Here is a 24,749-nt window from a genome sequence, read left to right as displayed (position 1 = left end):
CGGGGAGTGCCGGGGAGGCGCAAAACCCCTCGTTCGGGTGGTCAGTCGTTGGGCCGGGCCACGCTGATGTCTCCCAGGGCGGACTCCGGGTCGCGTTCCATGGCCAGGTCGCCGAGGGAGAGGATGCCGACGGGACGGCCGTGGTCGACGACCGGGATCCGGCGTACGGCGTGCTCGCGCATCAGACTGATCGCGCGGTCGAGGTCGTCGTCCGGGGCGACGGTGACCAGGTCGTCGCTGCAGGCGCCGGAGACGGTGCGCTCCTCGGGGTCGCCGCCCTCGGCGAGGGACCGCACCACCAGGTCGCGGTCGGTGACCAGGCCGCGCAGCCGGTCGCCGTCCGTCACGAGGACGGCGCCGAGGTCCTGGTCGCGCATGATGCGGGCCACGGCGGTCACCGAGGTCTGCGGGCCGACCGTCGTCGGGTGGCCGGTCATGATGTCGCTGACGTGCTGGGGCATGACGTGCCCTCCTGGGTGCCGGACGGCGGCGCGGGTCGCCGCCGTCCGCTCCGGGTACCCGGGGCAGTGCCGGTCAGGCGGTGCCCAGGGCCGTGCGCAGGGTGGCGACGGCCTGGTTGATGGCGGCTTCGGCGGCGTGTGTCTCGCGCAGGGCGTTGAGCATCACGAAGTCGTGGATGATGCCCTGGTAGCGCACGGCGGTGACGGGGACGCCGGCCTGGCGCAGCTTGTTCGCGTAGGCCTCGCCCTCGTCGCGCAGTACGTCGGCCTCGCCGGTGATGACCAGCGCCGGGGGCAGTCCGGCCAGTTGCTCGGTGGAGGCGCGCAGCGGGGAGGCGGTGATCTGTGCCCGTTCCGCCGCGTCGGTGGTGTACTGGTCCCAGAACCACTGCATGGCGTCCCGGCGCAGGAAGTAGCCGGTGGCGAACTGGTGGTAGGAGGCGGTGTCGAAGCTCGCGTCGGTGACCGGGTAGAACAGCACCTGCTGCACCAGCGGGACGTCCCCGCGCTGCTTGGCCATCAGGGTCAGCGCGGCGCTCATGTTGCCGCCGACGGAGTCGCCCGCCACGGCCAGCCGTGCGGCGTCCAGGTTCTTGTCGGCGCCCTCCCGCACGATCCACTGGGCGACGGTGTAGTTCTGCTCGATGGCGACGGGGTAGCGGGCCTCGGGCGAGAGGTCGTACTCGGGGAAGACCACGGCGGCGTTGGCGCCGACGGCGAGTTCGCGGACCAGGCGGTCGTGGGTGTGGGCGTTGCCGAACACCCAGCCGGCGCCGTGGATGTAGAGGATCACCGGCAGCGTTCCCGTGGCGCCGGCGGGCTTGACGATGCGGGCGCGGACACTGCCCGTCGGGCCACCGGAGACGGTGATCCACTCCTCGTCGACGGCCGGCTTGTCGATCTCGCCGGACTGCACCTCGTCGACCGCCTTGCGACCCTCGGCGGGCGGCAGGTCGAACAGGTACGGCGGGTTGGCGGTTGCCTCGACGAAGGCCTGGGCGGCGGGTTCGAGGACGGGGCGGGGTGCGGTGCTGTCGGTCATGACGGCCTCCTCCGGTCGGGTGCCGCGGGCGCGCCCCGGTGGGGGCACCGGGCGGTGCGGCACGAGAAGAAGAGTAGCGCTCGATTAAGTCGTACACAACTTAATCGCCACCGACATCTTCGTACTCGATTCAATCGAACGGACTGGAACGGTAGACTCGGTGATCGCCGTGGACAGCACCGCACTCGGGAGCCGCAACGTGAGTCCAGCCGCAGTGGAGCCGAGCGAGGGATCGCTCCTCCTGGACGACCAGCTCTGCTTCGCGCTCTACGCCGCCTCGCGCGCCGTCACCGCGCGCTACCGCCCCCTGCTCGACGAACTCGGCCTGACCTACCCGCAGTACCTGGTCATGCTCGTCCTGTGGGAGCAGGACTCGATCTCCGTGCGCGATCTCGGGGCCTCGCTCCAGCTGGAGTCCAGCACTCTGTCTCCGCTGCTCAAGCGTCTGGAGGCGAGCGGGCTGCTGCGCCGGGAACGGCGGGCGGAGGACGAGCGGTCCGTCGCGATCCGGCTCACGGAGGCGGGCGCGGCGCTGCGCGAGCGGGCCCTGGCCGTCCCGCTCGCCATCGGCGACGCCATGGGGCTGACGCCCGAACAGGACGTCCTGGCCAAGCAGTTGCTGCGGCTGATCACGGCCAACGTCAGCGAGCGCTGAGCGCCAGCTCGGCCCACACCTGCTTGCCCCCGCTGACCGGCACGGTCCCCCAGGTGTCCGACATGGCCTCGACCAGGAGGATGCCGCGGCCGCCGGTCGCCTCCCAGCTGATGCTCGTCGGCTTGGCCGGGGTGCGGGGCGAGGCGTCGGACACCGCGACGCGCAGCCGGTTGTCGAGGAGGGTGAGGTCGAGGCGGACGCGGCCGTCGGTGTGCACGAGGGCGTTGGTGACCAGTTCGGAGACGATCAGCAGGGCGGGGTCCCGGTTGACCGCGGGCACGCCCCAGGAGCGCAGGGTGCGCCGGGTGAAGCGGCGGGCGTGCCCGACGGCCTCGGGGACCCGCCACACCGTCCAGCCCTCGCGCAGCGGGCGCAGGGCCATGCCGTCGTAGCGCAGCAGGAGCAGGGCGACGTCGTCTCCGCGGTGGGCGTTGCCGAGCAGGGCGTCGGCGACCAGGCCGAGGTGGGCGGGGTCGGAGGCGGCCAGTTCGCGGGCCAGGCGGTCCATGCCGGTGTCGATGTCGGCCTCGGCGGACTCCACCAGTCCGTCGGTGGTCAGCGCGACGACGGTGCCGGGGCTCAGGCGCAGCACGCCCATGGGGAAGTCGGCCCGTTCCATCACGCCCAGCGGGGGCCCGCCGTCGGACTCGTGGATCTCCGTACGTCCGTCCGGGTGACGCAGCACCGGCGGCAGGTGGCCGGCGCGGACGTACCAGGCGGAGCCCTCCTCCATGTCGACGTCGACGTAGCAGCAGGTGGCGAAGAGGTCGGTCTCGATGTCCAGCAGGAGGCGGTTGGCGTGGGAGACGACGACGTCCGGCGGGTGGCCCTCGACGGCGTAGGCGCGCAGCGCCGTGCGCATCTGGCCCATGAGGGTGGCGGCGGCGGTGCTGTGGCCCTGGACGTCACCGATGACGAGGGCCACGTGGTTGTCGGGCAGCGGGATCACGTCGTACCAGTCGCCGCCCACCTCCAGGCCGGCGGTGGCGGGCAGGTAGCGGGCGACGGCGACCGCGCCGGGCAGCGTGGGCAGGCGCCGCGGGAGCAGCTGGCGCTGGAGCATGCCGACCAGCTCGTGCTCGGCGTCGAAGGCGTGGGCACGCATCAGGGCCTGTCCGGCGAGGCCGGCGGAGGCGGTGAGCAGCGCGCGCTCGTCGGGCCCGAAGTCGTGCGGGGAATCCCAGCCGATCAGGCAGGCGCCGGCCATGCGGCCCGCGGCGGGCAGCGGCAGCACGGCGAGGCCGCCGGGACCGACCTCGGCCAGCGCGGGCTCCAGGGCGGTGTCGGCGGGCCAGATCTGGGCGCGGCCATCGCGCAGCGCGGCGGCGAGCGTCGGCATGGCGCGCACGGGGGCGTCCGGCCACTCCGAGCGCCACTCCAGCCGCCACAGCTCGGGCCAGGACTCCGGTTCGGGCGGGTCGAGGACCGTGACGACGAGCCGCTCGCCCTCCAGCTCGGCCAGCGCGATCCGGTCCGCCCGCAGCGGCTTGCGCAGCGCGGCGACCACGGCCTGGCTGACGTCCCGGACGGTGCCCGCGGTGGCGAGGGCGGAGGCCAGACGCTGCACCCGCGCCACGTCCGTGACGTCGGAGCGCAGCGATGAGGCGTCGGCGACCGTACCCACGAGCCGGGCCGGGCGGCCCTCGCCGCCGGGCAGCAGGCGGCCGCGCAGCCGCAGCCACTTCGGCGGGCCCGCGGGCTGCAGCACCCGGAACTCCAGCTCGCGCTCGCCGATGGACATGTGGTCGGCCTCGACGACGGACATCAGCGAGGGCAGGTCCTCGGGCACGGTCAGGCCCAGCAGGGTCTCCACCTTGCCGTCGAACTCGGCACGGGTGAGGGCGAACAGATCCAGGATGTCGTCACCGACCTCGACCCGGCCGCTGTCCATGGCCAGGCTGAAGGAGCCGGCGGGCAGCTCACCGCCCTCGGCGGCGCGGACCGGCGCGGGCGCGCCGACGGCGTCGGCGATCAGCTCCAGGCACTTGCGGTCGTCGGTGTCGAAGCCCTCGCGGCGCTCGCTCACCGCCAGCAGACAGCCACCGCCGTCGTCGCCTCGCGCGGGCAGCGCCGCCACATAGAAGTCCCGCGACGGCGTCCGCCGGGACTCGGCGTGCTCGGCGAGCTGCTCGGGCGCGAGCCACACCGCGCTGCCCGAGCGATGGGCCTCGGCCACCGCGGAGTGGCCGGAGCGGGGATAGCTGTCCCGCAGCCCGAACAGGGTGCGCGGCACCCCCGCCGACTCCACCAGGCACAGCACGTCGGGGTCCTGGCCCGGGGCGTACACGGCGACGCAGGCCGCGCCGGCGTAGACGAGCGCCTGCTCCAGGACGCGGCGCACCCGTTCGAGCGACGGCGGACCGCTCATGAGCGCTTTCAGGGCGGCTTCGGCACGCAGAAGTCGCGTTCTGCGTCCCTCCGTGCCCTCACTGACCACGTCCGTCATTACAGCGCGTATCAGCCGCCCGCGCAGCCCCTGTGAGCGTTCCGTGGAGGTCAGAAGGCGTGTCAGCTCGAAACGCGCCGAACATGACTTAACCCGTGCGTACCGCACGGTGGTCTCGTGACACACGTGACTGTCCGGAGCCCCCGCCCGGCTGGAAGTCTCGATGGCGGGCCACAGAGGGGGTTCGATGGACAAGCGGTACGAGGTGTACGCGCTGGCGGACAGACACTTCTACGAGACGCCGGACCGGCTCTCGGCGAGCGGTGCGCAGTCCGCACCCGAGTTCGACACGGCGCGCCGGACGGTACCCGAGGCCTGGGACATGGCGCGGATCGGCGACTGGCTGACGCTGACGCCGCTCGAGGCGGACGGCAGCGTGGTGGCCGGCCCGTCGCAGGGCTGGAAGATCCACGCCTCGGCCACCCGGGCGAACGCCGAACGGATCGCCGCGATCGTGTGGGACTACTGCGTGCCGCGCCGCATTCCCTTCAAGTTCGTGCCGGCGCCGCATCTGCTGCACCTGCGCAACACCAAGTACGCGGGCCGCGACAACAGCGGCAAGTTCGTCACCGTCTACCCGGCCGACGAGGAGCAGCTGCACCAGGTGCTGCGCGAGCTGGGCGAGCTGCTGAAGGGCTTCGAGGGGCCGTACATCCTCACGGACCTGCGCTGGGGTGACGGTCCGCTCTACGTCCGCTACGGCGCCTTCGCACGCGCCTTCACCGTCGACGAGCGCGGCTCGCTGGTGCCGGCGGTGCGCGACGGCGAGGGACGGCTGGTGCCGGACCGGCGGGCGCCGTCCTTCCAGGTGCCGGAGTGGGTCACCCTGCCGGCCTTCCTCGAACCGCATCTGGCGGCCCGCAACACCACGACGGTCGGCGACCTGCCGTACCGCATCGAGAAGGCGCTGCACTTCTCCAACGGCGGCGGGGTCTACGCGGGCACCGACACCCGCAGCGGGCGCAAGGTCGTACTGAAGGAGGGGCGGCCGTACGCGGGACTGGCCTCCGACGGGGCGGACGCGATCGCCCGGCTGGAACGGGAGAAGCGGGCCCTGGAGCAGGTGGCCGGGACCGGAGTGGTACCGGAGGTGCGGGACTGGTTCACGCTGGGCGACCACCGGTTCCTGGTCATGGACTTCGTCGAGGGTCGCCCCCTCAACTCCTTCTTCGCCGAGCGCCATCCGCTGCTGTCGCCCGACCCCGATCCGGACGCCGTGGCCGCCTACGCGCGGTGGGCGGTACGCATCCACGGTGCCGTGGAGCGCGCGGTGGAGGCGGTGCACGCGCGCGGGATCGTCTTCAACGACCTGCACGTCTTCAACATCATGGTGGCGCCGGACGAGGAGTCGGTCTTCCTGATCGACTTCGAGGCGGCGGCGCCCATCGAGGAGGGCGGTCGCCAGGTCGTCGCCCACCCCGGCTTCTTTGCGCCGCCCGACCGCACCGGCGTCGACGTCGACCGGTACGCGCTGGCCTGTCTGCGCCTCGCCCTGTTCCTGCCCGTGACGACGCTGTTCGTGGTCGACCGGGGCAAGGCGGCCCACCTGGCCGAGGTGATCGCAGAGCAGTTCCCCGACGTGCCGCGCGCCTTCCTGGACGAGGCGGTCGCCGAGATCACGCGGGGCGTGCGACCGCCGGCCCTGGTACGGCCCGACGACTGGCCGCGCAGCCGGGACTCGATGATCGAGGCGATCCTCGCCTCGGCCACACCCGAGCGCGACGACCGGCTCTTCCCGGGCGACATCGCCCAGTTCTCCGACGGCGGCGGACTCGGTCTCGCCCACGGCGCGGCCGGAGTGCTGTACACGCTCGCCGCGACCGGCGCCGAACGCTACGAGGAGGGCGAGCGCTGGCTGCTCGCCCACACGGACCCGGCACCGGCGGGCACACCGCTCGGTCTCTACGACGGCCTCGCCGGCGTCGCCCACGTCCTGGACCGCCTCGGCCACCGGCAGCGGGCCCTCGATCTGGTCGAGGGCATCCTGGCCGAGAACTGGCAGCGGCTGTCCTCCGACCTGAACGGCGGACTGGCCGGCCTGGGCCTGGTCCTGGGCGAACTGGCCGACTCCACCGGCGAGTCGGAGCTGCGCGAACGGGCGGCCGAGGCCGCGGACATCCTCGTACGACGGCTGGCCGAACCGCTGCCCGAGACGCGCGGACGGCGGCGGGCCGGGCTGCTGCGGGGCGCGAGCGGGCCCGCGCTGTTCTTGCTGCGGCAGTACGAGTGGACCGGCGACGAACGACTCCTCGACGCGGCCGGCGCCGCCCTCCGCCGCGACCTGGACTGCTGTGTCGTCCAGCAGAGCGGCGGCGGGCTGGAGGTCGACGAGGGCTGGCGGACCCTGCCCTACCTCGGTGACGGCAGTGTCGGCATCGGCATGGTGCTCGACGACTACCTCGCGCACGCCTGCGACCCGGAGTTCGAGAAGGCGCGGGCCGGCATCCTCACCGCCGCCACCTCCCGCTTCTACGCCCAGCCCGGCCTCTTCCAGGGCCGCGCCGGAATGATCCTGCACCTGGCCCGTACCGCCGAACCGGCAGCGACGGGGCGGCAGTTGACCGAACAGATCGCCGCACTCGGCTGGTACGCGATGGCGTACGAGGGCCGACTGGCCTTCCCCGGGCACCAGATGATGCGGCTCTCCATGGACCTCTCGACCGGAACGGCGGGCTGTCTGCTCGCGCTCGACGCGGCCGCCTCGGGCACCGCCCACCTGCCGTTCCTCCCGCCGCCACGGCGGCCCTCATGACGCGGCTCCGCAACCTGACGGAGTCGTGACCCAACCCCGTCCCCACGGGTGGACAGAGAAGGAAAGGGAAAAGAAATGGCACTGCTCGACCTGCAGACCATGGAATCCGACGAGCACACGGGCGGCGGCGGCGCCAGCACGGCCAGCCTGCTCTCCTGCATCAGCGCCGCGAGCGTTCTGCTCTGTCTCTGACGCTCTGAACACCGTGCGCACACGGCCCCGGGCGGTCCGCTCCCACCAGGGAGGGGCCGCCCGTGGTCCGTTGCTGCCCCTTCGATACTGGATGCGAGGCCGCGGCCGTATGACGACTGGTGTCGCCCCCGGACAAGCACCGCCCCTGACGAGGCTCGCCACCCGGCACAGCCGGGCCCGGTGCGTGGCCCTGTGCCTGGTGAGCACGGCCTCGACCGGGGCGGGCCTGCTGCTGCCCGCGGCGCTCGGCCGCACCCTCGACCTGCTGCTCGCCCACGCCCCCGCGACCCGCTGGGTGCTGGGCTGCGCGGCACTGATCCTGCTGACGGCCCTGTTCGACTCCGTGGAGACGGTGCTCGCGGGCACCGTCGACGCCCGGACGACCGCGTGGCTGCGGCGCCGGCTGACCGGCCATGTGCTCGCCCTGGGCCCCCGCGCCACCGACCGCTTCGGCCCCGGCGACCTCATCGCCCGCCTCGTCGGCAACGCGGCGCAGTCCGGTACCGCCCCGGCCGCCCGCGCCGCACTGCTCGCCGCCCTCGCCGCACCCGTGGGAGGTGTCGTGGCCCTCGGTCTGGTGGACCCGTGGCTGGCGGCCGTCCTGCTCGCCGGCGCTCCCGTCCTGACCCTGCTGCTGCGCGCGTTCACCCGGGACACGACCCGGTGCGTCGCCGAGTACCAGCGGGTGCAGGGGTGCATCGCGGGTGCCCTGTCGGAGGCGGTGGACGGTCACCGCACCGTCCGCGCGGCGGGTACGGCGGACAAGGAGACGGCGCGGATCCTGCGCCCCCTGCCGGAGCTGTCCCGCGCCGGCCACCGCATGTGGCGGGTGCAGGGGCGGGCCGCCGGGCAGGCCTCCGCCGTCGCGCCGCTGCTGCAGCTCGGCGTGGTCGCCGTCGCCGGTGTGCTGCTCCTGCGGCACCGGCTCACCGTGGGCGAGGTGCTCGCGGCGTCCCGGTACGCGGTGCTGGCGACCGGTGTGGGCGTCCTGGTCGGCCAGTTCGCGAGCCTGGCCCGCGCCCGTGCCGCCACCGACCGGCTCGCCGAGGTGCTGACGCGGCCGGCCCCGGTCCACGGCGACCGCCGGCTGCCCGACGGGCCCGGCAGGCTGGAGTTCCTTGCCGTGTCGGCGCGCCGGGGCGACCGCACCGTGCTCGACGGCCTCGACCTCGTCGTCCCCGGCGGCTCGACCCTCGCCGTGGTCGGCCGCTCCGGCAGCGGCAAGTCGCTGCTCGCCGCCCTCGCCGGCCGGCTCACCGACCCCGACGCCGGCGAGGTCCGCCTCGACGGCGTCCCGCTGCGCGAGTTGTCCCACGACCAGCTGCGCCGAGCCGTCGGCTACGCCTTCGAACGCCCCGCCCTCCTCGGCACGACCATCGAGGACGCCATCGCCCTGGGCCGGTCCTCCCCCACGCCCGCGCGCGTCCGCGAGGCGGCCCGTACCGCCCACGCCGACGAGTTCGTCCGCCGTCTGCCGCAGGGCTACGACACCCGGTGCGAGGACGCCCCGCGCTCCGGCGGCGAGTCCCAACGCCTCGGTTTGGCACGGGCGTTCGCCCACGACGGTCGCCTGCTCGTGCTCGACGACGCGCTCTCCAGCCTCGACACGGTGACGGAGGCCCGCATCGCGCAGGCCCTGTCGGCCCACGGCTCGGGCGGGACGCGCCTGCTGATCGCACACCGGGCGGCGACGGCGGCCCGCGCGGACGCCGTGGCGTGGCTGGACGGAGGGCGGGTGCGGGCGGTCGGACCGCACGCGGAGCTGTGGCGCGAGGCCGGGTACCGGGCGGTGTTCGGCGAGGCGAGCGCCGAGTCGGCCGGGGGTGCGGAATGAGCGCCGGGATCCGGTCCCGGGGCGCGCGTTTCCTGCGCGTCCGGTGGCGGGTCGTCCTACGGCTCGCCTGCTGGTCCGTGCTGGAGACCGGACAGACCTTCCTGACCGGGTACGCCCCGGCGCGCGCGCTCGACGAGGGGTTCCTGGCCGGCCGGGCCGGTGTCGGGCTGGCCTGGCTCGCCGTGGCCGGCATCGGCGTGCTCCTGGGCGCCTACGGCACCGCGCGGGTGTACGCGGCCGTCGCCGCCCTGGTGGAGCCGCTGCGGGACCGGCTGGTGGAGCGCGTGGTCCGGCGGGGGGTGCGGGAGGCCGACCGCGGGGCGCTGTCCGGGCTGACCCAGCAGGTGGAGATCGCACGGGACACCTTCGCCGGGCTGGTGTTGGTCTCGCGGTCGTTCGTGTTCACCGCTGTCGGGGCGCTCGTCGGGCTGTTCTCGCTGGCCCCGCTGCTGCTGCTCGTCGTCGGACCGCCGCTCCTGGCCGGAGTGGCCCTGTTCGCGGCGACGCTGCGGCCGCTGGCGCGCCGGCAGGAGGCGTTCCTGGTGGCCGACGAGGCACTCGCCGAGCAACTCGGCGCCGTGTGTCCGGGGCTGAGGGACGTCACGGCGACCGGCGCGGAGGAGCGGATCGCAGAGGACTGCGGGTGCCTGGTCGACACCGAGTTCGGCGCCGCCCGCTCCCTCGCCCGCTGGAGCGTGCTGCGCGTCGCGTCCCTCGCTGTCGGCGGACAGTTGCCCATCGTCCTGCTGCTGGCCGCCTCCCCCTGGCTCCTGGCCCGCGGCGTCACCACCGGCGCCCTGGTCGGCGCTCTCGCCTACGTCACCCAGTCCCTCCTCCCGGCCCTGCACAACCTGGTCCACGGCCTCGGCACCAGCGGCTCCCGCCTGACGGTGGTACTGCGACGCCTGACATCGGCCTGGGCGGAGGATGCCGAGGGTGACGAAGGGGCCGCGGAGCATGCCGAGTTGAACGCCGGGCACGTGCGGTGGCCCACCGCGCGGGGTGAAGAGGCCGCAAGGGCGGTCGAGTTGTCAGCACGACAGGGAGAACCGTCCGCCCGCCACGAGGAGGCAGCCACCCGCGATGGTGAACAGGACGCCCACCGAACGGGGTTGGCCGCACGGCAGGGAGACGCACCCGCCCACCACGCGAACGCGGCCGTCTCCCTCTCGGGCGTCACCTTCGCCTACGGCCCCGCCTCCGCTCCCGTCGTCGAGGAGTTCGACCTCGTTCTCGCGGCCGGGTCGCATCTGGCCGTCGTCGGTCCCAGCGGGATCGGGAAGTCCACGCTGACGGGCCTGGTCGCGGGGCTGCTGCGGCCCGTGAAGGGGCAGATCGAGGTGTACGGGGAGCCGGTGCCCTCGTCGGCGGCCGCGGCCCGGCGCGTGCTGATCCCGCAGGAGGCGTACGTCTTCAGCGGCACCGTCGCCGAGAACCTGGGCCACTTCCGGGCGGACCCCGTTCCGGAGGCGGAACTGCTCGCCGCGGCGGACGCGGTCGGCATGGGGCCGCTGCTCGAACGGCTCGGCGGGCCGGGCGCCGTCGTCGATCCGGCGACTCTGTCGGGGGGCGAGCGGCAGCTCGTCGCGCTGACCCGGGCCTACCTGTCGTACGCCCCGCTCGCCCTCCTGGACGAGGCGACCTGCCATCTCGACCCGCGGGCGGAGGAACGCGCGGAGCGGGCCTTCGCGGCCCGGCCCGGCGGCACGCTGGTCGTCGTCGCCCACCGCATCAGCTCGGCGCGGCGGTCGGACCGGGTGCTGGTGATGGACGGCACGGGTACGGCATTCGGGACGCACGACGAACTGCTGGACGTCTCGCCGCTGTACCGGGATCTGGTCGGCGGCTGGACGCCCGCACCGGCGCGGCGCTCAGAGCCAGCCCTCGCCCTGCGAGATGCGGATGGCGTCGATGCGGTTGCGCGCCCCGGTCTTGCGGGTGATGGCCGCCATGTAGTTGCGCACCGTCCCGTTGGACAGGTGCAGGCTTCCGGCGATCTCGGCGACGGAGGCTCCCTCCGCCGCCAGCGATAACACACTCAACTCGCGGCGCGTCAGCGGCATTTCGGCGGCCTTGAGGAAACCGAAGCCGAGCGAGTCGTCGACGAAACGTTTTCCCTCCGCAACGCGCCGGATGCCGCGCACCAGGTGCTCGGGCGAGCCCTCTTTGCCGACGTAACCGAGCGCCCCCGCTTCGAGCGCGCGCTTCAGCAGGCCCGGCCTGTTCGCACCGGCAAGCACCAGAAGTCTGGGTGGGACCGGGCCCGGGCTGCGCGGGCAGAGCTCCCCCAGCGGAGGCATGCCGTAGGCGTCGGCGCATTCCAGGTCCACCGCGCAGACGTCGGGCCGCATCGCCCTCGCCCTGCCCGGCGCGCTCTGCCATGGCGTGTCCTCCACCCGCAGATCGGATTCCCGGCGGAGCCACTCCGCCAGGACCGACCGCACCAGACACTCGTCGTGCACCAGAAGTACCCGGATCACTCCCCGCCCCCTCAATTCGCGTACGCCGGTTCCATGGTGTTGAGCGCGTGCCCATTGTTGGCGCCCGTCATCACCTATGGGCGCGAAGAACCGGCCATCGGGTGGCGCGGGGGCGCATGCGAGGCGCCCATACGCTGCGGCACGCATCGGTTGGGGTGGCATGGGTGCGGGGCGGGTGGGTACGCGAGTGTCTTCACCGGAGGGCGGTTCGTCCTGCCCGCGTACGCGCCGCTATGCGGCGGCGAGGACTCCGTTTCGTCGTTCCCGACCGGCCGCGTCGGGTGGCCCGGGGACGCGTACGGTTCCCCTCGCTCGGCCTCCCGGCCGTGCGAGCAAGGTGACGGCATGCCCGCCCGGCACATGTCGGCGCACGTCCCGGCGGCCGTGAGGGGGGCGGACGGGCCCGCTGCGATGCCGTCTGCACGGCCCGTCGTAGTTGACCGAAACCGGCGGCGCAGACGATGCGGTCCGGCCCTCCCGCCGGAGGGCCGGACCGTCCACCGTCGACCGGAACCGCGCGTAAGGCCGATCAGTGGGTCTGAGTGAGCGAGGCCGAGCCGTCGTCCTGTGCGCCGGTCCCGGACTGGTCGCCGGTGCCCGCCCCCGACTGGTCGCCGACGCCGGACTGGTCACCCGCACCGACGCCGGACTGGTCACCCGCGCCCGCACCGGACTGGTCACCCGTGCCGTCGGTCGCGCTCGCCGACGGGTCGGCGCCGCCGCCCACCGCGTCGCCGCCGCCGGCCTGGTCGCCGGCGCCCGTACCGTCACCGGCGGAGGCCGACGGGTCGGCCGAGCCGCCCTGATCGCCCGCACCCGCACCCGCGCCCGCGCCGCCGTCGCCCAGCGTGGCGCCCGTGGCCTGCAGGGCCGTGGTCACCGGCTGGAAGAAGGTCTCGCCGCCCGCGGTGCAGTCGCCGCTGCCGCCCGAGGTCATGCCGATCGCGCTGCCGTCCTGGGTGAACAGGGAGCCGCCGCTGTCGCCGGCCTCGGCGCAGACGTTGGTCTGGATGAGGCCGGTGACCGTGTCGACGCCGTTCGGGTCGGTCTCGCTCTGGAAGTTGACCGTGGCGTCCAGGCCGGTGACCTGGCCGTTGTGCAGACCGGTGGTGCTGCCCATCCGGAAGACCGTCTCACCGACGGTGGCGTCGGCGGCACCGGTGATCTGCACGGTCTGTCCGTTGCCGACGTTGACCTCGCTGGCCGCCTGGGTGTTCGGGTCGTCGTACTTGACCAGGGAGAAGTCACCGGCGCCGGGGAAGGTGGCCTGGTCGACCGTGGCGATGGGCTGTCCGGTCTCGGAGTCGGACCACTGCTTGGCGGCCACACCGCAGTGACCGGCGGTCAGGAATGCCGGACTGCCGTCACTGGCCTTGACGTTGAAGCCGAGGGAGCAGCGGACCGTGCCGCCCTGCGCCTGGGCGAAGATGGCGTCGCCGCCCGACACGAGGGGCTTGAAGGTGCCGGAGGACCTCTTCACCGTCGCCATGTCGGCGCCGAGGCTCTTCACCGTCGACGTCAGTCTGTTCCACTCGGCGGCGCCGACGGTGGAGTCGGCGGTGACGGCGAGCTTGTTGGTCTTCGGGTCCATGGCCCACGCCGTGCCCGGTATGGCCGCCTTGGCCTTGAGGGTCTGGGCACCCGACTTCAGCGCCGCGAGGCTGTTCTTGACCTCGCGGACCTTCGCACCCGCCTTCTTCGCCTCGACGACCACCTTGTTGTCCTCGCCGGACACGACGTTCACCACGAGCTGCTGTGCGGCCGAGTCGTAGTAGGAACCGGCGAAGGCCTGGCCGAGCACGTTCTGAAGCTGCGCGGCGAGATCCGAGGCGTCCGTTGCCTTCAGGGTCTTGGGGGCGGTGCCGGCCGACGAGCCGTCCTGGGAGGCGTTGGCGTTCGGCAGCAGGATTGCGGCCGCGCCGAGCGCCACGACGCTGCCCGCCGCGATAGCGGCCTTGCGCTTCGGAATTCGCTTGTGACTCAAACTTCTCGACCTCCTGGGGGACCGGAGTCTGTGCCGCCGTTCGGCAGCTGTTGTCGTTCTGGGCGCCTGGATGGCTGTTGGTACGCAGGGGCCGCACGGTGCGTTCAATTCCGTTTGCCAACTCGCTTGGCCCGATGCGGAATCGGCCATGCACCGCGTCCGGCGCGGCGGCGCGGGGAACAATCGCCCATATGACGATGACGACCGCCGAAGCCGACAAGATCCTTGACGCCTGCTTCGCCCCCTGGATTCTCGGACTGGGCCTCGCCGTGGAGGCGGTGGGCGAGGACCGCGCCACACTGCGTCTTCCCTGGTCGGACCGGCTGGCACGGGAGGGCGGCGGGCTGTCGGGGCAGGCGCTGATGGCCGCCGCGGACACGGCGACCGTGATCGCGGTGTCGGCGGCGCGCGGGGCGTACGGGCCCATGACGACGGTTCAGCAGTCGACGTCGTTCCAGCGCGCGGTGACGGGATCGGATGTCCTGATCGAGGCGGTGGTCACGAAGCTGGGCCGCCGCATGGCGTTCGCGAACATCACGATGACCGAGGAGCGGTCGGGGGAAGTCGCGGCGACCGCGAGCACGGTCTACGCGCTACTGGGCTGACACGGTCGCGTGCACGCGTCCGGACCGACACGTTTCGCAGCCGGTCGGCGACGGTCCGTCATGAACGCCGGGCCCAATCCCGGCTACCGAGAATCTGCACATTGAATACTCAACGAAGTCACGGGGTGCGGGAGTTCTGCACACGCGGCCGGCCACGCCCACGCCATTGCGGCAGGAGTGTCGGATTCGCGCGACGATCAGCAAGCGCTCGGACGAGCCGATGCCGTGACGCATGTGAAGAAGCTGCCACCGGCGCGTGCAGAGTCCTGCACGCATCGGTACCGCAGCGGCGCAAGTTGCCTGGTGAGACGGGTGGTTGATTGGAAGGGCGGACCGGCGGCGTGCTTTGATCCATCGCACCGCGGGGGCCGCAGGGCTTCGGAGACGGAGCCCGGGTACCTGCGGTCGCGGTGCCGCTCTGTCCCCCAGAGGGGGCCGCTCCCCCTATGTGAATATCCATATGAAGGGAAGTTCCATCATGAACTCCACCCCCCAGGTTGAGACCGTCGAGATCTCCGACGCCGAGCTCGACAACGTCTCCGGCGGCCTGGCCGTGAACGCCCTCGGCACCGTCACCGGCCTGGTGGACGGCGTCGCCCCGGTTTCCGGCCTGGTCGACACGGCTGTCGGCACCGTCGAGGGTGTCACCGGTCTGAACACCGCCCCGGTCACCAACCTGGTCGCCGGTCTCTGATCGCACCCTTTGTGATCGTTGAGTCCCGGAGCCTCTTCCCGGCTCCGGGGCTTCCCGATGTCGTGAACCAGCCGGCTCGCGCGAGCCGGTCCTTCCTCGTTTTCAGGTGAGGGAATTTCCGTGCAGTTCCGCCAACAGGCCCTCGCCAAGCTGCAGTCGCCGGAGGAGCTCGACCTTCCGGTGCGCTTCGCCCGCCCCCAGGGCTGGCTGGTCCTGTCCGTGACCCTCGTCGCGGTGGCCGCCGCCTCGGTGTGGGCGGTGACGGGTTCGGTCGCCTCCACGGTCAGCGCGCCCGCCATCCTCACCCACGGCGAGGGCAGTTACATCCTGCAGAGCCCGGTCGCCGGCCAGGTCACCGCGGTCCTCGCCGAACAGGGCGAGCGGCTGCCGGCCGACGCCCCCGTCCTGAAGGTCCGTACCGCCCACGGCGATTCGGTCGTCCGTACGGTCGCCGCGGGCCGTGTCACCGGACTCGCCGCCACCATCGGCCAGATCATCCAGACCGGGGCGAACGTCGCCGCGGTCGAGAAGGTCGCCCACGCCTCGGACCCGCTGTACGCCACGGTGTACGTGCCCGCCGAGAACGCGGCCGCCATTCCCGAGCACGCCGCCGTCGACCTCACCGTCTCCTCCGTTCCCACGCAGAAATACGGCGTGCTGCGCGGCCATGTGAAGTCGGTGGACCGCTCCGCCGAGTCCGCCCAGCAGATCGCCGCGTTCCTCGGGGACAGCCAGCTGGGCGAGCAGTTCACCAAGAAGGGCCGCCCGGTGGCCGTGACGGTGCGGCTGGACAGGTCGTCCGCCACGAAGAGCGGCTACAAGTGGTCGTCCAAGGGCGGGCCGCCCTTCGACCTCACCTCCATGACGACGGCCTCGGGCTCGATCCGGCTGGCCGACCAGCGTCCCGTCGATTGGCTGCTGCCGTGAGTGCCACCCAGGAGACGCGGAGCAGACGCCGCTCCGCCCCGCCCAAGCGCCCGGTCCCCACGGGGAAGGCGAAGACGGTCCGCACACCGACGGTGCTCCAGATGGAGGCCGTCGAGTGCGGCGCCGCCTCCCTGGCCATGGTGCTCGGCCACTACGGCAGGCACGTGCCGCTGGAGGAGCTGCGCATCGCCTGCGGTGTCTCGCGGGACGGCTCGCGCGCGAGCAACCTGCTGAAGGCGGCCCGCAGTTACGGCCTGACGGCCAAGGGCATGCAGATGGACACGGCCGCCCTCGCCGAGGTGAAGACACCGGCCGTGCTGTTCTGGGAGTTCAACCACTACGTCGTCTACGACGGCATGGGCCGCCGCTTCGGCCGGCGCGGGGTGTACATCAACGACCCCGGCAAGGGCCGCCGCTTCGTGCCCATGGAGGACTTCGACGGCAGCTTCACCGGTGTCGTGCTGGTAATGGAGCCCGGCGAGAACTTCACCAGGGGCGGCCGCAAGCCGGGCGTGCTGGGCGCGATGCCGGCCCGGCTGCGCGGCACCGCGGGCACGATGCCGGCCGCGGTGCTGGCGAGCCTGCTGCTGGTGCTGGTCGGCGCGGCGCTGCCCGCGCTCAGCCGCACCTACATCGACCTGTTCCTGATCGGAGGTCAGACCTCGCTGCTGGGCGTGCTGTTCGCGTCGATGGGCGCGTGCGTGCTGCTCACCGTGTTGCTGACCTGGCTGCAGCAGGCGAATTTGCTGCGCGGCCGCATCATCTCCTCCACTCTCTCCAGCGCCCGCTTCCTGCGCCATCTGCTGCGGCTGCCGGTGACGTTCTTCGCCCAGCGCAGCCCGGCCGACCTGGTGCAGCGGCTGCAGTCCAACGACCAGGTCGCCGAGACGCTGGCCCGCGACCTCGCGGCGGCGGGCGTGGACGCGGTGGTCGTGGTCCTCTACGCCGTACTCCTCTATACGTACGACCCCCAGCTCACCTTCGTCGGCATCGGCGTCGCCCTGCTGAACATCGTCGCCATGCGCGTGGTGATCCGGCTGCGGGCCACCCGCACGGCCAAGCTGCGTGCCGACAGCGCCCGTCTGACCAACACGGCCTACACCGGCCTGCAGTTGATCGAGACGATGAAGGCGACCGGCGGCGAGGACGGCTACTTCCGCAAGTGGGCCGGGCAGCACGCCACGACGCTGGAGGAGCAGCAGCGGCTGGGTGTGCCGAGCGCCTGGCTGGGGGTGGTCGCGCCGACGCTGGCCTCGCTGAACAGCGCGGTGATCCTGTGGATCGGCGGTATGCGCGCGGTCGAGGGCGGTATCTCGGTGGGCCTGCTGGTCGCCTTCCAGTCGCTGGTCACCCGCTTCACCGCCCCCATCACCCGCCTCAACGGCGTGGCGGGCCGCATCCAGGACTTCGCGGCCGACGTGGCCCGCCTGAAGGACGTCGAGAACTTCCAGGCCGACCCGCTCTACGGCCGCCCCGGCGCCGGCGACTCGACGCGCCGGCTGCACGGCCACGTCGAGCTGCAGAACATCACCTTCGGCTACAACCCGCTGGACAAGCCCCTGCTCACCGGCTTCGACCTGACCGTCGGACCCGGTCAGCAGGTCGCCCTGGTCGGCGGCTCAGGCAGCGGCAAGTCCACGGTCTCCAGGCTGATTTCGGGCCTGTACTCCCCGTGGGAGGGCGTGATCCGCATCGACGGCCGGCGCCTGGACGACATCCCGCGCGGGGCGCTGGCCGCCTCCGTGTCCTTCGTGGACCAGGAGGTCTTCCTGTTCGAGGGGTCGGTGCGCGACAACGTGGCGCTGTGGGACCCGTCGGTCCCGGACGAGGCGGTGGTGGACGCGCTGCGGGACGCGGCGCTCTGCGACGTCGTGATGCGCCGCCCCGGCGGCATCCACAGCAAGGTCGAGCAGGACGGCCGCAACTTCTCCGGCGGCCAGCGTCAACGGCTGGAGATCGCAAGGGCGTTGGTGCGCAGGCCGAGCATCCTGGTGCTGGACGAGGTGACCAGCGCGCTGGACGCCGAGACCGAGCTGGTCGTCATGGACAACCTGCGCAGGCGCGGCTGCGCGTGTGTCGTGATCGCGCACCGGCTCAGCACCGTGCGCGACAGCGACGAGATCGTCGTACTGCAGCACGGCACGATCGTGGAACGCGGGCGGCACGAGGACCTGGTGGCACTCGGCGGCGCGTACGCGGCGCTGGTCAGGGAGCGATGAGATGACGACCGCACACGAAGGCGACCTCGTACTCGGCGCCCTCGGGTCCATGGGCACCTTCGTCGACTGCTCGGGGCTGACCCGGCTCGACCTGGAGGGCCCGCAGGTGCTGTGGCTGGTCGCGGCCGGGAGCCTGGACCTGTTCGCGGTGGACGCCGCGCAGCAGGGCACCTGGCACCACCTGGGCCGGCTGGAGGCGGGCTCACTGCTGCTGGGACCCGTCGCCGGACCGCAGCACACCCTGGTGGCACGCCCGTTGCGCGACTGCGTGGTGCACCGCATCGGTCTGCGCGAGCTGTACCAGACGGCCGACACCCAGACCTGGTCCTACGACGAGTACGGCAACCCGCAGTACGTGCCACCCACCACCAGCCCGCTGGAGTACGCCCTCGCCCTCGGCGTCGGCCGCAGCCTGTCCGTCCTCTTCCAGGCACCGATGGCCACCGAACGCGCCACCGAGGTCACCGATGACGACGTCTTCTGGATGCAGGTGCCGCCCGGCAGCGTCCAGTACGGCTCGCTGTACGGCGCCGAGGCCGCCGCGGACCTGCTGATGGACCCCGCGGTCTGGCAGAGCATGGTCGACCAGCAGTACCGGCTGCTGACCACGCTGGACCGCTGGATCGAGCAGCTGGAGCGGACCCACGAGACGCGCACGGCGGCCGGTATCAAGGCGGGTGAGGCGGTCCGTGCCCAGGCCGACCGGACGCTGCTGGCCTCCATCGGCAAGTCCTCGTCCAAGCGCACGACCGCCGCCGACGCGGACGCGACGTACGCCGCCTGCAAGCTCGTCGCCGAGGCGGCCGGCATCCAGCTCGCCGACCGCACGCAGTCCGGCACCGGCGGCGACCGGCTCGACCCGGTGGAGCAGGTGGCGATCGCCTCCCGCGTCCGGACCAGGGCGGTGCGCCTGGACGGCCCCTGGTGGCGGGACGATGTCGGACCGCTCGTCGGGCACCGGGCACTGTCGGGTGCGCCGGTCGCGCTGCTGTGGCGGCGCGGCGGCTATGTGGCCGTACATCCGGCGACCGGCCGCGAGACCCCCGTCGAGAAGGCCAACGCGGAGGAGTTCGAGCCGCGCGCGGTGATGTTCTACCGGCCGCTGCCGGACCGGACGCTGAGCCCGCTGCGGCTGCTGCGGTTCAGCATGCGGGGCACCGGGAGCGACCTGGTGAACCTGCTCCTGAGCGGCCTCGTCACGGTCGCCATCGGCGCGCTGGTGCCGATCGCTACCGGCAGGGTGCTGGGCGAGTTCGTGCCGAGGGCCCAGACGAACCTGATCGGCCAGGTCTGTCTGGCGGTGATGGTGACGAGCCTGGTGGCGGCCGCCTTCATGCTGCTGGAGAACCTCACCATCCTGCGGCTGGAGGGCCGAATCGAGGCCACCCTGCAGCCGGCCGTGTGGGACCGGCTGCTGAGGCTGCCCACGAAGTTCTTCACCGAGCGCTCCACCGGTGAGCTGGCGAGCGCGGCCATGGGCATCAGCGCGATGCGCCGCATGATGGCGGGCATCGGGCCGGTCGTCGCCCAGTCGGTGACGGTCGGCGCGATGAACCTGGGGCTGCTGTTCTGGTACAGCCCGTCGATGGCGCTGGCGGCGATCGGCATGCTCGTCGTCATCGCGGGCGCGTTCCTGGGGCTCGGCCTGTGGCAGGTGCGCTGGCAGCGCAAGCTGGTGGTGCTCGGCAACAAGCTGAACAACCAGGCGTTCCAGACCCTGCGCGGCCTGCCGAAGCTGCGGGTGGCGGCGGCCGAGAACTACGCCTACGCGGCCTGGGCGTCGGAGTTCGCGCGCAGTCGCGAACTGCAGCAGAAGGTCGGCCGCATCAAGAACCTCACGACGGTCATGGGCGCGGTCTACCTGCCCCTGTGCACCCTGCTGATGTTCATGCTGCTGGCCGGTCCGGCGCGCGGTTCCATGTCGGCGGCGAGCTTCCTGACCTTCAACACCTCGGTGACGATGCTGCTGACCTCGGTCACCCAGCTGACCGGCGCGTTCGTCTCGGCGGTGGCCGCTCTCCCGCTGTTCGAGGAGATCAAGCCGGTGCTGGAGGCGACGCCGGAGGTGCGCACGGCGAGCACCCGGCCGGGTCCGCTCTCAGGTGCCATCGAGGCGCGTCGGCTGTCCTTCCGGTACGCCGACGACGGGCCGCTGGTCCTGGACGACGTGTCCTTCGAGGTGCGCCCGGGCGAGTTCGTGGCGATCGTCGGCCCCAGCGGGTGCGGAAAGTCCACGCTGCTCAGGCTGCTGATCGGCTTCGACAAGCCGGTCTCGGGCAGTGTCCTGTACGACGGCCAGGACCTGGCCGCCCTCGACCAGTCGGCGGTGCGCCGGCAGTGCGGTGTGGTGCTGCAGCACGCGCAGCCGTTCACCGGTTCCATCCTGGACGTCATCTGCGGCACCGAGCCGTACACGCCGGAGGAGGCGATGGCGGCGGCCGAGATGGCGGGCCTGGCCGAGGACATCAAGCGGATGCCGATGGGGCTGCACACGATCGTCTCGGGCAGCGGTGCCGTCTCCGGCGGCCAGCGTCAGCGCCTGATGATCGCCCAGGCGCTGATCCGCCGGCCGCGGATCCTGTTCTTCGACGAGGCGACCAGTGCCCTGGACAACGAGACCCAGCGCACGGTGATCGAGTCGACCAAGGCGCTCAACGCCACCCGGATCGTCATCGCCCACCGCCTGTCGACGGTCCTCGACGCCGACCGCGTGATCGTCATGGAGGACGGCAAGGTCGCCCAGCAGGGCCCGCCGGCGCAGCTGCTGGCGGACACGGGCGGGCGGCTGCACGAGCTGGTGCGGCGCCAGATGGCGTGAGTGGCGGTCAGTCCAGCCCGGGGACCGGCGCCCCGGAGGGCACACCGGCCTCGACGTAGGCGTCGTAGAACTCCTTCCACAGCGCGCTCGGCCCGGCGTGCGGCTCCTCGAACCGCTCGCCGCGCGCGTGTGCGTCGAGTGCGGCCAGGCAGACCTCCCAGCCGGCGGCGTTGCGGGCGGCGGTGTCGGCGGCCCGCAGGACGTTGGTCAGGGTGAAACGGGTGCGCCCTTCGTCCAGTGCCTCGAGGTCGAAGCGGAGCTCGTCGCCGCCCCAGTCGAAGGACAGGTGGCGGGGTTCGTCCAGGCCGAGCACCCGGCCGGTGGACTCCGGCATGTCCGGGTCCGCGCCGAAGGTGATGGTGCCGCCGGGGCGCGGGTCGATCTCGGCGCGGGAGGGGAACCAGTGGGCGAGTTCCCCGGCGTCGGTGACGAACTGCCAGACCCGCTCGACCGGCAGGTCGTAGGTGCGGGCGAAGCGGACGGCCCGGCGGCCGTCGTCGAGGGTCGGGCAGGTTCCGGTGAGCGCTGCGGCCATGGTGATCAGTCCTCCGGGGAACAGCGTGGCACGGCCGATGAGAGACCGGCACCGACGAGACCGACGCCACACCTAGCGAAACGTTGCCGTTTCGCTAGGGCGGGGTCTAAGCTGCTTCTGTACGAAACGGTTTCGTTCCCGGGTTCGTGCTTCCGCATTCGAACGGCTTCCCTGGAGTGGTTCCCCCATGGCCCAGAAGACCCTCACCGGCGGCACCTCCACCGGTGCCGTCGAGGCGCCCGACGCGCCCTCCGCGAAGCGATGGTGGATCCTCGCCGTCGTCGCGGTCGCGCAGCTGATGGTGGTGCTCGACGCGACCATCGTGAACATCGCCCTGCCCTCCGCCCAGGCCGACCTCGGGTTCTCCGACGGCAACCGGCAGTGGATCGTCACCGCGTACGCCCTGGCGTTCGCCTCGCTGCTGCTGCTCGGCGGCCGGATAGCCGACCTGTTCGGGCGCAAGACGGCCTTCCTGGTCGGCGTGGTCGGCTTTGCCGCCGTCTCCGCGCTCGGCGGAGCCGCCAACGGCTTCGGCATGCTCGTCACCGCGCGCGCCCTGCAGGGTGCCTTCGGCGCGCTGCTCGCGCCCGCCGCGCTGTCCCTGCTGAACACGACCTTCACCGACGCACGGGAACGCGCCCGGGCGTTCAGCGTGTACGGCGCCATCGCCGGCGCCGGCGGTGCCGTGGGCCTGCTGCTCGGCGGTGTGCTGACCGACGCCTTCGACTGGCGCTGGACGCTGTACGTGAACGTGCTGATCGCCGTCGTCGCCTTCGTGGGCGGCTGGATGCTGCTGACCAACCACCGCGACGCCGAGAACGGCAGGCTGGACGTGCCCGGCACGATCCTGGTCGCCTCCGGACTGTTCTCGCTGGTCTACGGCTTCTCCAACGCCGAGACGCACGACTGGGGCTCCGCCCTCACCTGGGGCTTTCTGACAGCGGGCGGGCTGTTGCTGGCCGCCTTCGCCTGGTGGCAGACCCGGGCCGCGCACCCGCTGCTGCCACTGCGCATCCTGCTCGACCGCAACCGCGCGGCCTCCTTCCTCGCGGTGCTGATCTCCGCCGGCGGCATGTTCGGCGTGTTCCTCTTCCTCACCTACTACCTGCAGCTGAACCTCGGCTTCAGCCCGACGAAGACCGGTGTGGCGTTCCTGCCGATGGTGGGCGCGCTGATGGTGGCGGCGCAGCTCGGCACCACGGTCCTGCTGCCGCGCGTCGGGCCGAAGGTGGCCGTCCCGCTGGGCTTCGCGGTGGCCGCGGTCGGCATGGCCTGGCTGACCGGTATCGACAACGGCTCCAGCTACGTCAGCGCGGTGCTCCCCCAGCTGATCGTGACCGGCGTCGGTCTGGGCCTGGTCATGCCGGCCTCCATGCAGCTGGCCACCGGCGGGGTGACCGCCGAGGACGCGGGCGTCGCCTCCGCGACGGTCAACGCCATGCAGCAGGTGGGCGGGTCGATCGGTACGGCGCTGCTGAACACCCTCGCCGCGAGCGCCGCGAGCGACTACCTGGCCGGCCGGGACGCCACCAGCAAGCTGGTGCAGGCCCAGGCGACGATCGAGAGCTACACCACCGCCTTCTGGTGGTCGGCGGGCATGTTCGCCGCGGGCGCCGTGATCGCCTTCCTGCTCTTCCGCCGCGGGGTGCCGGAGCAGGATCCGGGCGCCGCGCCGGTCGTCCACATGTGATCACCCGGTAGGAGCCGCTCGGTCCAGGGGCCGCCGTCCGCAGGGAGACGGCGGCCCCTCCGCGTGCCACGGCGACGGCGGGAACCGGCCAGGGTGGGGCCCTCGCGGGCGTGGGGTGCGTTGGTGTGTCCAGAAGTGGGTACCCACCGGCCCATGCGGATCAGCGTCGTGGATGTGGGGTCGAACACGGTACGTCTGGTGGTTTCGGATGCCGACGGCGGGGTACCGCTGCCCGTCCACACGGCCAAGTGGCGGCTGCGTCTGTCGGAGCACGTGCGGCCCGGGAGCGACATCCCCGAGGAGGATGTCGAGCGGCTCGTCGTGGCGGTCACCGAGGCGAGCCGGACCGCGGCCCGCTGGGGCGCTGCCGGTCCGCTCGCCTTCGCCACCGCCGTGGTGCGCAGCGCCCCGAACCGCCTGGAGGTCCTGCGCGCCGTCCGGTCCCGCACCGGCGTCCAGCTGTGCACGCTGCCCGGCGAACTGGAGGCCGAGCTCACCTTCCTCGGGGCGCGACGCTGGATGGGCTGGCGCTCGGGACCGCTGGCGCTGCTGGACATCGGCGGCGGTTCCCTCGAAGTCGCCTTCGGCCGCGGCCGGTTGCCGGACTTCGTGGCCTCGCTGCCGCTGGGCGCGGGCCGGCTGACCCACGAGTTCTTCCACGGCGAGGACCCGCCCAGCTGGGAGCAGGTGCGGGCGCTGCGCCGCAAGGTCCGCCACCAGCTGCGGGACGTGGCGGCGCGGATCCGCTGGGAGGGCCCGCGCACCGCGGTCGCCACCTCCCGGACGTTTCAGCAGCTGGGCCGGCTGTGCGGGGCCGCCCCGGGGCGGCACGGGCCGTTCGTGGAGCGGCAGCTGCGCCGCGCCGACCTGCGGCTGGCCGTCGACCGGCTGGCGGCGCTGACCGCGGCCGAACGCGCTCGGCTGCCCGGCATCTCCGCGCCGCGCGCCGCACAGAGCCTGGCCGGCGCGCTGGTCGGGCACACCGCCATGAAACTGACCGGCCTCAGCGCGGTCACCGTCTGCCCCTGGGCGATCCGCGAGGGCGTCCTGCTGCGCCACATCGAGGACGGTCCGGCCTGGTGGGCGGAGGTCAACCGGCTCGACGAGTCGCCCGGCGCCCCCGAACCGCTGCCCCTGCGGATCGCCACCGCCAACCACTGAAGCGAGGGAGCCATCGTGCCCGAGAACCACGACAACGCCGAGCGGCCGCCGAAGACCGCCCTGGAGGAGGTCCTGCGGGAGGCCGAGGACGCCGAGGTGTCCGGCGACGAGCGGGACGAGGAGGGCGAGGCGGCGGACGCGATCACGCCCAACAGGCGCGCCCAGGAGGAGTCCGAGGGCAGGTGATACCGGACGTCACGGCTGGTGGCACGGTTCACCGGCCCGGAGGCAGACGTTGGTGACGGCCTTCCCGG

At 72.7% G+C, this 24,749-nt stretch carries 18 protein-coding genes and 1 pseudogene; 13 read left to right on the top strand and 6 right to left on the bottom strand.

Annotation, left to right across the window (positions count from 1 at the left end; translation table 11 throughout):
* Nucleotides 1-41: 41 nt before the first annotated feature.
* Together FBY22_RS13875 and FBY22_RS13870 are read right to left on the bottom strand one after the other, a co-directional pair.
* Entirely contained in the window at nt 42-461 is a 420-nt protein-coding gene (locus tag FBY22_RS13875) for a CBS domain-containing protein (RefSeq protein WP_142145541.1), read from the bottom strand.
* 73 nt (nt 462-534) lie between these two features.
* Entirely contained in the window at nt 535-1,503 is a 969-nt protein-coding gene (locus FBY22_RS13870) for an alpha/beta hydrolase (RefSeq protein WP_142145539.1), read from the bottom strand.
* A 199-nt stretch (nt 1,504-1,702) separates the two neighbouring features.
* Here FBY22_RS13870 and FBY22_RS13865 point away from each other — a divergent pair, with 199 nt between their 5' ends.
* Complete coding sequence (locus FBY22_RS13865) at nt 1,703-2,158, top strand: MarR family winged helix-turn-helix transcriptional regulator (RefSeq protein WP_142145537.1); 456 nt, start codon at nt 1,703-1,705, stop codon at nt 2,156-2,158.
* Here FBY22_RS13865 and FBY22_RS13860 read toward each other — a convergent pair.
* Nucleotides 2,145-4,604 carry a SpoIIE family protein phosphatase gene (locus FBY22_RS13860; protein ID WP_142145535.1) on the bottom strand — a complete coding sequence of 820 codons (2,460 nt, stop codon included), beginning with the start codon at nt 4,602-4,604 and terminating at the stop codon, nt 2,145-2,147. The two genes, FBY22_RS13865 and FBY22_RS13860, sit on opposite strands and share 14 nt — an antisense overlap.
* Nucleotides 4,605-4,791: 187 nt before the next feature.
* Between FBY22_RS13860 and lanKC the strand changes: the two genes are divergently transcribed.
* The 4 genes from lanKC to FBY22_RS13840 all read left to right on the top strand — a co-directional run bounded on the left by lanKC (nt 4,792) and on the right by FBY22_RS13840 (nt 11,415).
* Complete coding sequence (gene lanKC / locus FBY22_RS13855) at nt 4,792-7,356, top strand: class III lanthionine synthetase LanKC (protein ID WP_142145533.1); 2,565 nt, start codon at nt 4,792-4,794, stop codon at nt 7,354-7,356.
* A gap of 75 nt (nt 7,357-7,431) precedes the next feature.
* Entirely contained in the window at nt 7,432-7,548 is a 117-nt protein-coding gene (locus FBY22_RS13850; RefSeq protein ID WP_030937754.1) for a SapB/AmfS family lanthipeptide, read from the top strand.
* 109 nt (nt 7,549-7,657) lie between these two features.
* A complete protein-coding gene (locus FBY22_RS13845; protein WP_142145531.1) occupies nt 7,658-9,382 on the top strand; it encodes an ABC transporter ATP-binding protein in 1,725 nt (574 codons plus the stop codon).
* Nucleotides 9,379-11,415: an ATP-binding cassette domain-containing protein gene (locus FBY22_RS13840; protein ID WP_313905391.1), complete on the top strand. Its 2,037-nt coding sequence runs from the start codon at nt 9,379-9,381 to the stop codon at nt 11,413-11,415. The genes FBY22_RS13845 and FBY22_RS13840 overlap by 4 nt, the downstream gene beginning before the upstream one ends.
* On the opposite strand, the pseudogene FBY22_RS45725 reads toward FBY22_RS13840, so the two are convergent.
* Both FBY22_RS45725 and FBY22_RS13830 read right to left on the bottom strand, forming a co-directional pair.
* Nucleotides 11,338-11,682, bottom strand: a pseudogene (locus FBY22_RS45725) (LuxR C-terminal-related transcriptional regulator); the annotation flags it as partial. The gene FBY22_RS13840 and the pseudogene FBY22_RS45725 overlap by 78 nt on opposite strands.
* A 709-nt stretch (nt 11,683-12,391) precedes the next feature.
* Nucleotides 12,392-13,846: a S1 family peptidase gene (locus FBY22_RS13830; protein WP_174267138.1), complete on the bottom strand. Its 1,455-nt coding sequence runs from the start codon at nt 13,844-13,846 to the stop codon at nt 12,392-12,394.
* A 191-nt stretch (nt 13,847-14,037) separates the two neighbouring features.
* Here FBY22_RS13830 and FBY22_RS13825 point away from each other — a divergent pair, with 191 nt between their 5' ends.
* The 5 genes from FBY22_RS13825 (at nt 14,038) to FBY22_RS13805 (ending at nt 21,109) form a co-directional block, all read left to right on the top strand.
* On the top strand, nt 14,038-14,451 hold the full coding sequence (locus FBY22_RS13825; RefSeq protein WP_142145527.1) for a PaaI family thioesterase: 414 nt from the start codon (nt 14,038-14,040) through the stop codon (nt 14,449-14,451).
* Nucleotides 14,452-14,929: 478 nt separating this feature from the next.
* A complete protein-coding gene (locus FBY22_RS13820; protein WP_058921350.1) occupies nt 14,930-15,145 on the top strand; it encodes a hypothetical protein in 216 nt (71 codons plus the stop codon).
* A 120-nt stretch (nt 15,146-15,265) separates the two neighbouring features.
* On the top strand, nt 15,266-16,072 hold the full coding sequence (locus FBY22_RS13815) for an HlyD family efflux transporter periplasmic adaptor subunit (RefSeq protein ID WP_142145525.1): 807 nt from the start codon (nt 15,266-15,268) through the stop codon (nt 16,070-16,072).
* Nucleotides 16,069-18,291 (top strand): NHLP family bacteriocin export ABC transporter peptidase/permease/ATPase subunit, encoded by a 2,223-nt coding sequence (locus FBY22_RS13810; RefSeq protein WP_142145523.1) that lies wholly within the window; start codon nt 16,069-16,071, stop codon nt 18,289-18,291. The genes FBY22_RS13815 and FBY22_RS13810 overlap by 4 nt, the downstream gene beginning before the upstream one ends.
* A 1-nt stretch (nt 18,292) precedes the next feature.
* A complete protein-coding gene (locus tag FBY22_RS13805) occupies nt 18,293-21,109 on the top strand; it encodes an NHLP bacteriocin export ABC transporter permease/ATPase subunit (protein WP_142145521.1) in 2,817 nt (938 codons plus the stop codon).
* Nucleotides 21,110-21,116: 7 nt separating this feature from the next.
* On the opposite strand, the gene FBY22_RS13800 is transcribed toward FBY22_RS13805, so the two are convergent.
* Nucleotides 21,117-21,644: an SRPBCC family protein gene (locus FBY22_RS13800; protein WP_142145505.1), complete on the bottom strand. Its 528-nt coding sequence runs from the start codon at nt 21,642-21,644 to the stop codon at nt 21,117-21,119.
* 187 nt (nt 21,645-21,831) lie between these two features.
* Here FBY22_RS13800 and FBY22_RS13795 point away from each other — a divergent pair, with 187 nt between their 5' ends.
* The 3 genes from FBY22_RS13795 to FBY22_RS44140 all read left to right on the top strand — a co-directional run bounded on the left by FBY22_RS13795 (nt 21,832) and on the right by FBY22_RS44140 (nt 24,681).
* Complete coding sequence (locus FBY22_RS13795) at nt 21,832-23,334, top strand: MFS transporter (RefSeq protein WP_142145503.1); 1,503 nt, start codon at nt 21,832-21,834, stop codon at nt 23,332-23,334.
* Between the two features lie 153 nt (nt 23,335-23,487).
* Nucleotides 23,488-24,495: a Ppx/GppA family phosphatase gene (locus FBY22_RS13790; RefSeq protein WP_142145502.1), complete on the top strand. Its 1,008-nt coding sequence runs from the start codon at nt 23,488-23,490 to the stop codon at nt 24,493-24,495.
* Between the two features lie 15 nt (nt 24,496-24,510).
* Nucleotides 24,511-24,681 (top strand): hypothetical protein, encoded by a 171-nt coding sequence (locus FBY22_RS44140; RefSeq protein WP_174267137.1) that lies wholly within the window; start codon nt 24,511-24,513, stop codon nt 24,679-24,681.
* Nucleotides 24,682-24,749: the final 68 nt, after the last annotated feature.

Origin of the sequence: Streptomyces sp. SLBN-31, assembly GCF_006715395.1 — a bacterium.
In the GTDB taxonomy this organism is placed as follows: Bacteria; Actinomycetota; Actinomycetes; order Streptomycetales; family Streptomycetaceae; genus Streptomyces.
The sequence above is the reverse complement of the archived record's forward strand: the minus strand, read 5'-3'. Positions and strand labels throughout refer to the sequence as shown.